The sequence below is a fragment of the Streptomyces sp. NPDC053542 genome (assembly GCF_044544685.1).
Classification (GTDB): domain Bacteria; phylum Actinomycetota; class Actinomycetes; order Streptomycetales; family Streptomycetaceae; genus Streptomyces.
In genome coordinates, this window is record NZ_JBITXL010000006.1 from 555,520 (window position 1) to 569,126 (window position 13,607).

The window sequence follows — 13,607 nt, forward strand, 5'->3', positions numbered from 1 at the left end:
CCTGCGGGTAGAGCGGGGCTTTGGACGGCCAAATGTCTCAAGACCGCCCTGTCGATAGCAGGCTATGTCTTTGTGAACGCGTGCACAAAGATGGTGTCCGCTTTGTCCCGTCAACGTGACCGGTGTCACGCACTTATTGCGGCAATTCGCGGAACCGCATCCTGCGTCACTCCGTTCACACGCTTCGCGTGGATAACGCAGCACCGTGAACGGGAGCACGCCGCCACCTTCCTTGCTGTTTTACCCCCGTACACCGCCAAATCGCCCATCGATGGTAAGGGAAACCACCGCCGCGGCCGAAGGCTCGTGACGGCCGTCATAGGCGCTCTTGAGCTGGTGGCACGGGTACGGACGGGCCCGGCAGGGGCACAATGGCGGCATGGCCCCGCTTCTCCGCCGCACCCCGCGCAAGAACCCCGCCGACCACACGGTCACGCTCATCGGCAAGCCGGGCTGCCATTTGTGCGACGACGCACAGAAGGTGATCGAGGCGGTCTGCGCCGAGACCGGCGCCTCCTGGGAGAAGCAGGACATCACCGAGGACGCAGAGCTCTACCGCAAATACTGGGAGCAGATTCCGGTCATCCTCGTCGACGGCGCGCAGCACGACTTCTGGCGCGTCGACCCGCAGCGGCTGCGCAAGGCGCTGGGCGCCTAGCGGGGATCTCCCGGGCCCGCGGAAGGGCGCGCCGGGGCCACGCACTGTGGCCGTAACGCGACCGTCGGCAGCCCCGTACCTGCCTGACATGCCTGCGTAACCAGGGCCACCGAACAAACTGGCTATGCTCGCCGTATGGCCGACCCCTCGCCCGAGCACCGCCCCGGCAGGAGCCCCTTCAATGCGTCCCTCGTCACGGGCATCCCGTCCCTAGTGACGGGGTGGTTCACCCGTCACCGGCGCCCCGCCACCGCGCGCAGCGTGCTGGCCGGCGAGGCGGCGGCCGAGGCCGCCCGCAAGAGTTCCCAGGAAGCCGAGGCCCAGGCCGCGGCGGAAGCCGCCGCGGCGGCCGCCGACAGCGAAACCGAGGACGCCGAGCCGGACTTCCCGGTCGTCGGCGACGACAAGGCGGCCGCCTTCTTCGACCTCGACAACACCGTCATGCAGGGCGCCGCGATCTACCACTTCGGGCGCGGCCTCTACAAGCGGCACTTCTTCCACAAGCGCGACCTCGCCCGCTTCGTCTGGCAGCAGGCGTACTTCCGGCTGGCCGGCTCGGAGAACCCCGAGCACATGGAGGACGTGCGCAACAGCGCCCTCTCCATCGTCAAGGGCCACCGCGTCTCCGAGCTGATGACCATAGGCGAGGAGATCTACGACGAGTACATGGCCGAACGGGTCTGGCCGGGCACCCGCGCGCTCGCCCAGGCGCACCTGGACGCGGGCCAGAAGGTGTGGCTGGTGACCGCGGCGCCCGTGGAGACCGCCACGATCATCGCCCGCCGGCTCGGCCTGACCGGCGCGCTCGGCACGGTCGCCGAGTCCGTCGGCGGGGTCTACACGGGCAAGCTGGTCGGCGAGCCGCTGCACGGGCCCGCCAAGGCCGAGGCCGTACGGGCGCTGGCCATGGCCGAGGGCCTGGACCTCTCGCGCTGCGCCGCGTACAGCGACTCCGCCAACGACATCCCGATGCTCTCGCTCGTCGGCCACCCCTACGCGATCAACCCCGACACCCGGCTGCGCAAGCACGCGCGCGAGCAGGGCTGGCGGCTGCGCGACTACCGGACGGGCCGCAAGGCGGCCAAGATCGGCATTCCGGCGGCGGCCGGGGTGGGCGCCGTGGCGGGCGGCGCGGCGGCCGCGGTGGCCCTGCAGCGCCGGCGCCGGTAGCGGCGGACACGCGGGCGGGACATCGCAAGAGGCACCGGCAAAGCCCTATAACCGGAAGCCCGCCCAACTTCCAGTGGAGGGGTGCGCGTTACACACCGTCACCGAAAGGGCGGGGAACGCGCCGCCCACCGATGATCACATCGACGGCGTGCGCCAGTTTTTTCGCGCTGCCCTTCGCAGCACCACTCCCAAGGGTGCTTCCGCACGCCCCGTACGAACACTCGTACCGCTGTGTGCAGGGCAAACCTTCTTCATACCCCACCGGTCGGCGCGGAGTCGCCCGACGCCCGGTGCGCCACAACACGCCCTTCAACCAGGCAGATCCCGTCACTTTCCGATCAATACCTGTTCAACATCTGATACTTGATCGACCAGAAATACGTAACAGACCAGACGGAATCGACGATTTGAGCAACTGGGTGTAGCGCTGCCTGTACGAAGCGTTATTCTCCTCAGACGCAAACCGGAACCCATAAGCCCCTACCGCGGGTGAACGGTCCCGCACTGCACGTGATGGAAGCTCTGCCTCTGGGAGTCCCGTGTACCCACACGTCGGGGTTGACGCCTCGGGCCTGGCTACGCTGCGTACGACGCTCGTCGACCACCTGCGCAGTTTTGTCCCCACCGCGTACACCGTCCCCGCCCTCGCCACACCCGCCCCTGCCGCAGGACCCGCCCGCCCCTGCTACGCCCTGGCGGACGCCAGGACCGCCGTCGGCGCACGGTCCGCCGGCAGCCGTACGCGCCGCAGTGGCACGACCACCGCCCGCCGCCCCGCCGACAGCGACAGCCGCCGCATGATGGAGCTCGTCGAACGGGCCCAGGCGGGCGAGGCCGACGCCTTCGGCCGGCTCTACGACCAGTACGCCGACACGGTCTACCGCTACATCTATTACCGCGTCGGCGGCCGGGCCACCGCCGAGGACCTGACCAGCGAGACGTTCCTGCGCGCACTGCGCCGGATCGGCACCTTCACCTGGCAGGGCCGGGACTTCGGCGCCTGGCTGGTGACCATCGCGCGCAACCTCGTCGCCGACCACTTCAAGTCCTCGCGCTTCCGCCTGGAGGTGACCACGGGCGAGATGCTCGACGCCAACGAGGTCGAGCGCAGCCCCGAGGACTCCGTCCTTGAATCCCTGTCCAACGCCGCCCTCCTCGAAGCCGTCCGCAAACTCAACCCCCAGCAGCAGGAATGCGTCACGCTCCGGTTCCTCCAAGGGCTGTCGGTCGCCGAGACCGCCCGCGTCATGGGCAAGAACGAAGGAGCGATCAAGACCCTCCAGTACCGCGCTGTCCGGACCCTCGCGCGGCTGCTGCCGGACGACGCCCGCTGACGTCGTCCGCTCCCCTCCTCGGGCCGCTCTCCCCGAACATCCGTCCCCCACACCACTCTTATTGTGCCGCCAAGCCCTGACCAGGCCATCACTTTCAGCCATCGCGCGGTACCGGTCCGTCACATCATCGTGGGGGCGTAACCCGAGTACCTCGCCGCTCGTTGTGCGGAATGCAGGCTCCCTGCGGACACGCCATGCCCGCGGCCACTCACTCGATCGAGTGGTTGCGCGCAGGGTGTGCAGCCTTCCGGCCCTGCTGGATCGTCAAGCCAGTCCGGGGAGTCGAGCGGGATGATGAGAGGAGGTGCCGCCCGTGATCGCGAACGTATCGGCGCACCGGCGGGCTCACGCCTTCGCCCAGGCGCTGGAGGATCAGGACCTCCAGGGCGCGGCCGATGAGCAGATCGACACACCGGGTCAGGAGCCGGCGGAGCCCGAAACGGCACGGCTGCTGGCAGTGGCCGGCGGCCTGGAGGAGCTCCCCAGGCCCACGCTGGACCCGGAAGCGCGCACGGTCCAGCGCGCGCAGCTCATCGCCGCGATGGAAGCCGCCTTCGCCGAAGGCGGCGCACCCTCCGACGGCGCGAAGGTGCCACAGCAGCGCGGCGTGCGAGGCGCGCACCGCGCCGCCAAGTCGCTCGGCCGGCTGCGCCCGCGGTCCCGGCTGTCCAGGAGACTCGCCGCCGGCGGGCTGACGGTCGGGGTGGCCGCGGGCGCGTTCAGCGGAGTGGCGGCCGCCAGCTCCGAAGCGCTGCCCGGTGATTCGCTGTACGGCCTCAAGCGCGGCATGGAGGACCTCAAGCTCGGCATGGCCGAGGACGACTCCGACCGCGGCCGGCTCTACCTCGACCAGGCGGGCAGCCGGATGCAGGAGGCCCGCCGGCTGATGGAGCGGCTCAAGTCCGGTCCGCTGGCGCACGAGACCCTCTCCGAGGTCCGCAGGTCGCTGGCGGGCGTCACGGAGGACGCGGGCACGGGCCACCGCCTGCTGCACGACGCGTACGAGCGGGACGGGTCGCTCGGCGCCATCCAGGCGCTGGACTCCTTCACCGCCTCGCACCGCGAGGGCTGGGCACAGCTGCGCGACCGGCTGCCGGTGCAGCTCGCCGACGTCTCCCAGGACGTCAGCTCGGTCTTCGACGCCATAGACGAGGAGGTCGGGCCGCTGCGCCCGCTGCTGCCGAAGAAGGCGGACAAGGGCGCCCGGCACGGCGCTCCGTCCGCCTCGGACAGCACGGCCGAGGAGCACTCGACGGCGCCGTCCCGCTCCGGCAGCCCGTCCGCGAGCGGCAAGAAGCACGACTCCCCCTCGCCCCGCCCGTCCTCCTCCCCGTCCAAGGACGACGGCCTGCTCGGCGGGAACACCGGCGGTCTGCTCGACCCGCCCGCCAAGGACAGCGCCTCCCCCTCGGACGGCGGGCACAAGAGCGACGGCCCCGCCGAGCCCGACGTCACGATCCCGCCGCTGCTCCCGGACCTGCTCCCGGGGCTCGGCGTCGACGGCCAGGACGACTAGCGGCGCGCGGCGGTCAGTGCGCGCCTCCGTTGGCCCGGCGGCGCCCGGTGTTCTTCCGGTCCTTCCCTCCAGAAGAACACCGGGCGCCGTCGCATGTGCCCGTACGGGCCGTACGGGCCGGGCAGGCGGCGCTCAGGGGCCCGCTGACCGGCCGTACACGAACTCTCAGTGCCCGCTGACCGGCCGCGCCGTATACGGCTGTTCGAGCCGCCCGATCTCCTCATCCGTGAGCCGCAGCTCCAGCGCGGCCAGTGCGTCCTCGAGGTGCTGCGGCTTCGAGGCGCCGACGATCGGCGCGGTCACCGGCCGCTGGTGCAGCAGCCAGGCGAGCGCGATCTGCGCGCGCGGCACGCCGCGCTCCGCGGCGAGGGTGCCCACCGCGTCGACGATCTCCCGGTCGCCCTCCTGGTACAGCGTCTTGCCGAACTCATCGGTCTGCGCGCGCCGGCTGGTCGCGTCCCAGTCCCGGGTCAGCCGGCCGCGGGCGAGCGGGCTCCAGGGCAGCACGCCCACGCCCTGGTCCGCGCAGAGCGGCAGCATCTCGCGCTCCTCCTCGCGGTAGAGGAGGTTGTAGTGGTTCTGCATGGAGACGAAGCGGGTCCAGCCGTTCCGCTCGGCGGTGTACTGGGCCTTGGCGAACTGCCACGCGTACATGGAACTGGCGCCGATGTACCGGGCCTTGCCCGCCCGCACCACGTCGTGCAGGGCCTCCATGGTCTCCTCGATGGGAGTACGCGGGTCCCAGCGGTGGATCTGGTAGAGGTCGACGTAGTCGGTGCCGAGCCGGCGCAGGCTGTGGTCGATCTCGGTCATGATCGCCTTGCGGGACAGCCCCGCGCCGTTCGGGCCCGGCCGCATCCGGCCGTTGACCTTGGTCGCGAGCACGATCTCGTCGCGCCGCGCGAAATCGGCGAGCGCCTTGCCGACGATCTCCTCGCTGGTCCCGTCGGAGTAGACGTTGGCGGTGTCGAAGAAGTTGATCCCTGACTCGATTGCCTGCCGGATCAGCGGGCGGGCCTGGTCCGCGTCGAGCGTCCAGGGGTGCGGGCCGCGGTCGGGGACGCCGTAGGTCATGCAGCCGAGGCAGAGGCGGGAGACGTCCAGGCCGGTGGAGCCGAGCTTCACGTACTGGGTGATGGACATGATCCGATTCTGTCGCGCCGGGATGCCCCGACAGCACACGGGGCATCCCTCATCAGGGCCGTCATCCGGCCGTCACCCGGCGGCCATGGCCTCAGAAGAAGACCGAACGACGTTGCACGAGCAGCTTGTAGAGCGTGTGCTGAATCGTTTCGCGCACCTGGTCCGTGAGGTTGAACATCAGCATCGGGTCGTCCGCCGCCTCCGCCGGATACCCGTCCGTCGGAATCGGCTCGCCGAACTGGATGGTCCACTTCGTCGGCAGCGGCACCGCGCCCAGCGGCCCCAGCCACGGGAACGTCGGCGTGATCGGGAAGTACGGGAAACCCAGCAGCCGCGCCAGCGTCCTGGCGTTCCCGATCATCGGGTAGATCTCCTCCGCGCCCACGATCGAGCACGGCACGATCGGCACCCCGGCCTTCAGCGCGGTCGACACGAAGCCGCCGCGCCCGAAGCGCTGCAGCCGGTACCGGTCCGAGAAGGGCTTCCCGACCCCCTTGAAGCCCTCCGGCATGACGCCGACCACCTCGCCGCGCTCCAGCAGCCGCTCGGCGTCCTCCGTGCAGGCCAGCGTGTGCCCGGCCTTCCGCGCCAGCTCGTTGACCACCGGCAGCATGAAGACCAGATCGGCCGCCAGCAGCCGCAGATGACGGCCCGCCGGATGCTGGTCGTGGATCGCGACCTGGAGCATCAGGCCGTCCAGCGGCAGCGTTCCCGAGTGGTTGGCGACGATCAGCGCCCCGCCCTTGTCGGGGATGTTCTCGACGCCCTTCACCTCGACCCGGAAGTACTTCTCGTACAGGGGCCGCAGCGCGGACATCATGACCTGGTCGGTGAGCTCCTCGTCGTACCCGAAGTCGTCGACCTCGTACTCACCGGTGAGCCGTCTGCGCAGGAAGTTGAGGCCGCCGGCGATCCGCTGCTCCCAGGAACTGCCCCGTTCCTCGTGGCCGTCCCCGGGCGCCGCGGGCTCCGGCTCGTCCTGGCGCGGCGGCGGCACGGGCGTCAGGCCCGCGCTGCGTGCCGCGCTCCCCGACCGCTTGGCCCTTCTCCGCGCGCGCGGCTCGTCGCCGAACGGAATGACCTTGGCGTCCGCCATCGTGGGTGAACTCCTCACTGGGTCTGGGCACTGGCTGCGGGCAGCAGCGCGGCGAGCCGGTCGACGGTACGGGAGACCTTCTCGGGCGGCAGCAGGCCGGGACCTCGGCTGCGGGCGAACTCCGCGAAGGTCTCGGCCGTGGTGTACGCCGGTTCAAACCCCAGTGTCTCGCGCATCTGGGTCGTCCTGACGACCCGGCCGTGCGTGAGCATCCGGATCTGCTCCGGCGAGAAGTCGGTGATGCCGAGCGAGCGCAGCATCGAGCCCGCCCAGGTGACCGTCGGCAGCAGCAGCGGCAGCGTGGGCCGGCCGAGGCGCCGCGAGCACTGCGAGAGCAGCAGCACGCCGTCGCCCGCGATGTTGAACGTACCGCTGTTCAGCGTGCCCCGGCGCGGCTCGGCGGTCGCGATGCGCAGCGCCTCGATCGCGTCCTCCTCGTGCACGAACTGCAGCCGCGGGTCGTACCCGAGGACGGTGGGCAGCACGGGCAGCGAGAAGTACTCCGCGAGCGGGGAGTCCGCGCACGGCCCGAGGATGTTCGCGAAGCGCAGCACGCACACCGCGACGTCCGGCCGCCGCCGGGCGAAGCCCCGTACGTACCCCTCGACCTCGACGACGTCCTTCGCGAAGCCGCCGCTGGGCAGGGACTTGGGGCTGGTGGTCTCGGTGAAGACCGCCGGGTCCCGGGGTGCGGAGCCGTACACACTCGCGGAGGACTTCACGACCAGCCGCTTGACGTGCGGTGCCTTCTGGCACGCGCCCAGCAGCTGCATCGTCCCGATGACGTTGGTTTCCTTGGCCGCCGAGCGGCCGCCGCGGGAACCGAGCGGGGTGCCGTGGATGTCCATGTGTACGACCGTGTCCACGCCCGTTTCGGCGAGGACCTTGGCAATGGCCGGATGTCTGATGTCGGCCTTCAGGAACTCGGCGCCGCCGAGGTGGTGCTCGGGCGGCACGGCGTCGACGCCGATCACCCGGTCGACGTCGGGATCGCGCTGGAGCCGGCGAACATAACGGCCGCCCAGCTGACGTGCGGCTCCCGTGACGAGCACGACCTTGCCCAAGATCAGCCCTTCCTTCCCACCGTCGTCCCCCGCACGCCCCCCGCACGTGCCGAGATGTGGCGGCCCACGCTATCCGGTCGGTGTTGCACTGGGATGACTTGTGGCCGCCACCGGCCGTGTTTCGGCCTGGTCCGGTCCTGTGCGGGGGCCCGTCCTGAGGGCTTTCGCCGTGGCGCTCCGACGAGTACCCGGCTTCCGGGCATCCGTGCCGTTCCGAGCCCGCGCCGTTCCGGGCTCGGTCCATTCCCGGCCTGTGTGCCCTCCGGGCTCGTCCGCCCCCGAACGCACCACCGCCCCCGAACGCACCACAGCCCCCCACCAATGCGGTGGGGGGCTGCGGTAACGCGCTTCAGTGTCGCTTACTTCTTGTTGCGACGCTGAACACGGGTGCGCTTGAGCAGCTTGCGGTGCTTCTTCTTGGCCATCCGCTTGCGCCGCTTCTTGATAACAGAGCCCACGACTACCCTCGCTCACTTCGAATCACTCGGTGCGGGGCGTCCGAGCCCACACTACCTACATCGGGCCAGCCTACCCGGCGCCGAGCGTACGGCGTAATCCGAGGGTCTTCCGTGGCCTCCATACGGCCTCACCAGGCCCGCAGCGGGACCTCATGGGCCCCCGTCAGGCCGATTCCACCCCCACATAGGACTCGCGGAGGTAGTCGTGGACCGCCTGCTCCGGAACCCGGAACGACCTCCCCACTCGGATCGCGGGCAGATGACCGCTGTGCACCAAGCGGTACACGGTCATCTTCGACACTCGCATCACTGTGGCAACTTCCGCCACAGTAAGGAACACGACCTCATTCAGAGGCCTCTGGTCTGCAGCCATGACACACCTGGTCCTTCCGCACATGACGGGCACCGGCTTCCCCTCCGGTGACTCTTCGTCGCTATGCGCTCACTCCCCAGGTTAGGGGCGGGTGATGCGAGTGGGGAAGAGGAGTAGCCGTCGGCCGCCTACTGTGACAGACACGCTCGATTGAGTACATAGCGAGTAAGCGGTCGGTAGTAATCAGACCGCACAGCGTCATCAAGCGGAACTACGACGGACACCCGCCCCTCCGCCTGCCCGACGAACAGCGCCGGATCGTCAGTATCCGCCAGGCCGATGGCCTCAAAGCCCAGCTGACCTGCTCCGCAGACCCATCCGTGGTCCCCGATCACGAGCTCGGGAAGGGGTCCGGCGGCGTCTGCGGCAGCACCAAGGGCCCTACGAACCGGGAGGGGAGAGTGCGTGTGGACCCCTAGCTCCCCGGGGTCCCCCCGCACGCCGGGTTCGCGCATCCGCGCGACTCCCCGTACGTACGCAAGGTTGTACGTACGTACCCCAAACCGGGTCATTATGTCGATACTCGTGCCGTACGCAGGGGTGAGGACGGGGCATCCCGCCGCCGACAAAGCGTCTGCCAGACCGCCGTAAAAGCCGGTGAGGCGGTCCGGATGGCCCGTGCCGATCAGTACCGGCGAGCGTTCGCCGGCCGCCTCACCGAGCCGGTCGGCGAACGCGTTCAGCGCCGCCACGGTCCGGTCCGGGTCGATCACATCCGTGCCAGAAATATGCGCAGGATCGGCTGAAACCCCGCACCTGTCTCCCATGAGCCCGAGCAGATCGCCGACGGACCAGTCCCCCGCGGGCTCCAGACCGATCAGCACCCGTGGGTCGCCGGCCGCGAAGAGGCGGTAGCGGTTCAAGCTCTTCTCCCGCGAGGTCGCGATCGACCCCGCGAGCCGTGCTCCGACCAGATGCGCCCGCAGCGCGGCACTGCTCAACACGCCGCCCATCGTGACGCCCTGCCCCAACCCACATGCCCGAACCGCCCAGTAATCACACCTCCGTGTCACCCCAACCGCGCCATCCCACCGTCCAGCCACTACCGTCCGCCCCCGACGTCCACGTTCGACGTCCGCGCTCGGTCCCGGCGTTCGCGTTCGACCCCGACGTCTGCGCTCGGCCCCGGCGTTCGCGTTCCGCCTCGGCGTTCGCGTTCGGCCCCGGCGCTCCACCACCGGCGTTCCGTCCAAGGCTTCGCGTGCCACCCCGGCGTTCCGCCACTGACGTCCGACCCCGGCGTTCGCGCTCGGCCCCGGGCTTCGCGTGCCACCCCGAACCTCGCGTGCCACCCCGGCGCCCCACCGCTGACGTTCGCCCCCGCCCCCGCGCATGCCCCCTCCCGCCCCATGGGTATGGGTTGAGTGGGGGCCGTCAGCAGCGCTTCTGTATGCGGCCCGTCCCCGCCTCAAACCCCGCTACGCCAGCAGCCCGTGGGTTTACGGCAGCAGCCCATGAGCCGGGAACACCGCGCGGCGGGTCGCGAGGATCGCCTGGTCCAGCCGGTCCGCCGGGTCGTACCCGCTGTCCGCGAAGTCCCGGAACACCGGCTCCCGCCCGTCCGTCATCCGCCGCGGCCCCGGCTGGCGCGTCAGCCGGTACACCTCCTGCCGCCACTCCTCCGGGATCTCCGTCGCCGGGTCCAGCGGCTGCCCCGCCGCGATCGCCACCAGGTGCGTCCAGGTGCGCGGCACCACGTCGACCACCGCGTAACCACCGCCCCCGAGCGCCACCCAGCGCCCCTCGCAGTGCGCGTGCGCCAGCTCGTGACAGGTCTCGGCCACCGCGCGCTGCGCGTCCAGGCTCACCGCCAAGTGCGCCAGCGGGTCCTCGAAATGGGTGTCGGCGCCGTGCTGCGTGACGATCACGTCGGGCCCGAATCCGGCCACCAGCTCCGGCACCACCGCGTGGAAAGCCCGCAGCCAGCCCGCGTCGCCCGTACCGGCCGGCAGCGCCACGTTCACCGCGCTGCCCTCCGCGCCCTCGGCACCGGTCTCCTCCGGCCAGCCGGTCTGCGGGAAGAGCGTGCGCGGATGCTCGTGCAGCGAGATCGTCAGGACCCGCGGGTCCTCCCAGAACGCGGCCTGCACACCGTCCCCGTGATGCACGTCCACGTCGACGTACACCACCCGGCGCGCGCCCAGCTCCAGAAGGCGCGCGATCGCCAGCGCCGCGTCGTTGTAGATGCAGAAACCGGCCGCGCCGCCCGGCATCGCGTGGTGCAGCCCGCCGGTGAAGTTCACCGCGTGCAGCGCGTCCCCGCGCCACACCGCCTCCGCCGCGCCCACCGACTGCCCGGCGATCAGCGCCGACGCCTCGTGCATGCCCGCGAACGCCGGGTCGTCCTCGGTACCGAGCCCGTACGCCGCCTCAGCGGCCTTCGGGTCGGCCGAGGCCCGCTTTACCGCGTCGATGTAGTCCTCGCGGTGCACCAGGCGCAGCGTGGACAGGCCCGCCGCCTTGGCGGCCGCCACCTGCACCGGCGCGCGGTCGAGGCCGTACGCCTGGACCAGCCGCATGGTCAGCGCGAGCCGCACCGGGTCCATCGGATGACCGGGCCCGAAGTCATAGCCCGTTACTGCCTCGTCCCACATCAGCTGTGCGCGGCCGCTCATGTCCGCCACCGTATCGGGCCCGGCCCGTGCCGAACGATGGGGCATACACCAGTGTCACCAGGACGAGCACCATCGGCACCAGCATCGCCCCGCGGTAACTCCAGGCGTCACCCACCGCCCCCACGAGCGGCGAACCCACCAGAAAGCCCACATAGTTGAAGATATTCAGTCGTGCGACGGCCGCATCCGACGCTTCCGGACCGCCCGCCGGACCATGCGCCTCGTACGCCTGTCGGCCCGCCGCCGCGAACGTCTGCGGCACGATCACGCACAGCCCCAGGCCCAGCAGCGTGAACCCGGCCATCCCCGGCCACGCGCCGGGCGCCGCGGCCACCACCGCGAACCCCGCGGCCGCCACCACGGCCCCCGTCCGCACCACCGCGACCGGCCCGAACCTCCGCACCCCCAGGTCACCGACGGTCCGCCCAAGCAGCGTGGTGACCATGTACACGTTGTACGGCACGGTCGCCAGCTGCTCCGAACTCCCCAGCACGTCCTGCAGGTACTTCGCGCTCCAGTTGGAGACCGTCGAGTCCCCGATGTACGCGAAGGCCATGACGAGGCAGAGGGGGAGGAGAAGTCGCATGGAGGGGGAGGTGGGAGCGGCGGCGCCGGCGGCCGTCGGGCCGCGCTCCTGGTCGACGTACCAGCGGCCGGCGATCAGCACGGCCGGGACGGCGACCGCGGTAACCGGTCCGTACAGCGCCACCAGCGGCAGCTCCCCGTGCGCGCCCACCCAGGCAAGCGAGGCGCCCACGATGCCGCCGAGGCTGTACGCCGCGTGGAAGCCGAGCATGATGCTGCGCCCGTAGGCGCGCTGCAGGCTCACCCCGAGCATGTTCATCGAGGCGTCCAGCGCCCCGACCGCCAGCCCGAACACCCCGAGGGCCACGGCCACCTGAGCCAGTCCGCTCCCGGCCGCCACGCCCACCAGCGCCAGGCACACCACCGGCTGTACGCATCGGAGCACGAGCCCGGGCCGTACCCGTTTCACCAGGCGCTCGGTCGCCACGCTGCCCACGCCGGCCAGTACGGGGACGGCGGCGAGGAAGGCGGGCAGCAGCGCGTCGGAGATCCCGTACCGGTCCTGGATCGCCGGTATGCGCGTCACGAGCAGCGCGAAGACCGCCCCTTGGACGAAGAAGCTCAGGGCGAGCGCGGCCCGGCCGTGCCGGAGGCGAGGCTCAGGGGTGAGCTCGGGGCCGAGCTCTGGGGCGGAGGGGGCGGTCATGGCGGGACAGCGTAGAACTCGCCGCTACCGATGGGTAGATGAATCACACAAGACGCATCGAGCGAATCGCATCGCGCGAGTCGCATCGAGCGAAATCGCTTCACACAAGTCGCATCAGCCGAGGAGATCCGGGAGCTTCGCCATGTCGGTGAAGAGCGCGGTCGCGCCCGTCAGCCGATCGGCCGGCGTCATGGCCGTGAAGCCGTACACGTCCATGCCGGCCGCGATAGCCGCCCGCACGCCCAGCGGGCTGTCCTCGATGACCGCGCACCGCTCGGGGGCGACGCCCATCTTCTCCGCCGCGTGCAGAAAGAGATCGGGCGCCGGCTTGCCGCGCCCCACGTCCTCCGAGCTGAAGATGCGTTCGTCCCCGAACCAGCGGTCGAGCCCGGTCTTCCGGTGCCCCACCCTGATCCGCTCATGGCTCCCGGAGGACGCGACGCAGTACGGGGTGGAGGCCGCGGCCAGTTTCTCCAGCAGTTCCGGTACTCCGGTGACAGGCGTCAGCTCCTGCTCGAAAGCGGCGAAAACCCGGGCATGGAAGGTGGCATCGAAATCCGCCGGCAGCCGCTGCCCGGTCCGCTCGGCGACGAGGTCGTGCACCCGGTGTATCGCGGCACCCATGTAGTCCCGGATGGACTCTTCGTATGTCGTCGGATGCCCGAGCTCGGTGAGGTAGCCGGCCAGGATCGTATTGGAGATCGGCTCACTGTCGACGAGTACACCGTCGTTGTCGAAGATGACCAGGTCGTATCGCATGGGAGAGACCTTAAACGCAGACAAGTGGGATGGGAGTGACGAACCCCAAACGCAGAAAAGCCCCGCACCATACGGTGCGGGGCTTTCCCACAATGATTGTTCGGCGGCGTCCTACTCTCCCACAGGGTCCCCCCTGCAGTACCATCGGCGCTGAAAGGCTTAGCTTCCGGGTTCGAAATGTAACCGGGCG

Annotated in this window: 13 protein-coding genes and 1 rRNA gene; 4 read left to right on the forward strand and 10 right to left on the reverse strand. The window is 70.4% G+C overall.

The features are described 5' to 3' along the window. The first annotated feature begins 379 nt into the window (after positions 1-379). The 4 genes from ACIGXO_RS20415 to ACIGXO_RS20430 all read left to right on the forward strand — a co-directional run bounded on the left by ACIGXO_RS20415 (position 380) and on the right by ACIGXO_RS20430 (position 4,678). Positions 380-658: a glutaredoxin family protein gene (locus ACIGXO_RS20415; protein ID WP_399788417.1), complete on the forward strand. Its 279-nt coding sequence runs from the start codon at positions 380-382 to the stop codon at positions 656-658. A gap of 261 nt (positions 659-919) precedes the next feature. Further along, positions 920-1,828 carry an HAD family hydrolase gene (locus tag ACIGXO_RS20420; RefSeq protein ID WP_399788528.1) on the forward strand — a complete coding sequence of 303 codons (909 nt, stop codon included), beginning with the start codon at positions 920-922 and terminating at the stop codon, positions 1,826-1,828. 539 nt (positions 1,829-2,367) lie between these two features. Then, on the forward strand, positions 2,368-3,162 hold the full coding sequence (locus ACIGXO_RS20425; RefSeq protein ID WP_399788420.1) for an ECF subfamily RNA polymerase sigma factor, BldN family: 795 nt from the start codon (positions 2,368-2,370) through the stop codon (positions 3,160-3,162). A gap of 313 nt (positions 3,163-3,475) precedes the next feature. Beyond that, positions 3,476-4,678 carry a DUF5667 domain-containing protein gene (locus tag ACIGXO_RS20430; protein WP_399788423.1) on the forward strand — a complete coding sequence of 401 codons (1,203 nt, stop codon included), beginning with the start codon at positions 3,476-3,478 and terminating at the stop codon, positions 4,676-4,678. A gap of 165 nt (positions 4,679-4,843) precedes the next feature. On the opposite strand, the gene ACIGXO_RS20435 is transcribed toward ACIGXO_RS20430, so the two are convergent. The 10 genes from ACIGXO_RS20435 to rrf form a co-directional block, all read right to left on the reverse strand. Continuing rightward, positions 4,844-5,821, reverse strand: a complete 978-nt coding sequence (locus ACIGXO_RS20435; RefSeq protein ID WP_399788427.1) for an aldo/keto reductase — start codon at positions 5,819-5,821, stop codon at positions 4,844-4,846. 91 nt (positions 5,822-5,912) lie between these two features. Further along, positions 5,913-6,917, reverse strand: coding sequence for a lysophospholipid acyltransferase family protein (locus ACIGXO_RS20440; protein WP_399788430.1), 1,005 nt, complete (start codon positions 6,915-6,917; stop codon positions 5,913-5,915). A gap of 14 nt (positions 6,918-6,931) precedes the next feature. Further along, the gene (locus ACIGXO_RS20445) at positions 6,932-7,981 is read right to left on the reverse strand and encodes an NAD-dependent epimerase/dehydratase family protein (RefSeq protein ID WP_399788432.1); all 1,050 of its coding nucleotides are present in this window, start codon (positions 7,979-7,981) and stop codon (positions 6,932-6,934) included. Between the two features lie 359 nt (positions 7,982-8,340). Then, on the reverse strand, positions 8,341-8,439 hold the full coding sequence (locus ACIGXO_RS20450) for a 30S ribosomal protein bS22 (protein ID WP_003948845.1): 99 nt from the start codon (positions 8,437-8,439) through the stop codon (positions 8,341-8,343). Between the two features lie 163 nt (positions 8,440-8,602). After that, complete coding sequence (locus tag ACIGXO_RS20455) at positions 8,603-8,812, reverse strand: helix-turn-helix domain-containing protein (RefSeq protein WP_014144137.1); 210 nt, start codon at positions 8,810-8,812, stop codon at positions 8,603-8,605. 128 nt (positions 8,813-8,940) lie between these two features. After that, the gene (locus tag ACIGXO_RS20460; protein ID WP_399788436.1) at positions 8,941-9,756 is read right to left on the reverse strand and encodes a phosphatase; all 816 of its coding nucleotides are present in this window, start codon (positions 9,754-9,756) and stop codon (positions 8,941-8,943) included. A 495-nt stretch (positions 9,757-10,251) separates the two neighbouring features. After that, positions 10,252-11,427 (reverse strand): acetoin utilization protein AcuC, encoded by a 1,176-nt coding sequence (locus ACIGXO_RS20465; RefSeq protein ID WP_399788438.1) that lies wholly within the window; start codon positions 11,425-11,427, stop codon positions 10,252-10,254. Further along, positions 11,378-12,658 (reverse strand): MFS transporter, encoded by a 1,281-nt coding sequence (locus ACIGXO_RS20470; protein WP_399788441.1) that lies wholly within the window; start codon positions 12,656-12,658, stop codon positions 11,378-11,380. Before ACIGXO_RS20470 ends, ACIGXO_RS20465 begins: the two co-directional genes overlap by 50 nt. 114 nt (positions 12,659-12,772) lie before the next feature. Continuing rightward, positions 12,773-13,417, reverse strand: coding sequence for an HAD family hydrolase (locus tag ACIGXO_RS20475; RefSeq protein WP_399788444.1), 645 nt, complete (start codon positions 13,415-13,417; stop codon positions 12,773-12,775). A 98-nt stretch (positions 13,418-13,515) separates the two neighbouring features. Then, positions 13,516-13,607, reverse strand: a 5S ribosomal RNA gene (gene rrf, locus ACIGXO_RS20480); the annotation flags it as partial.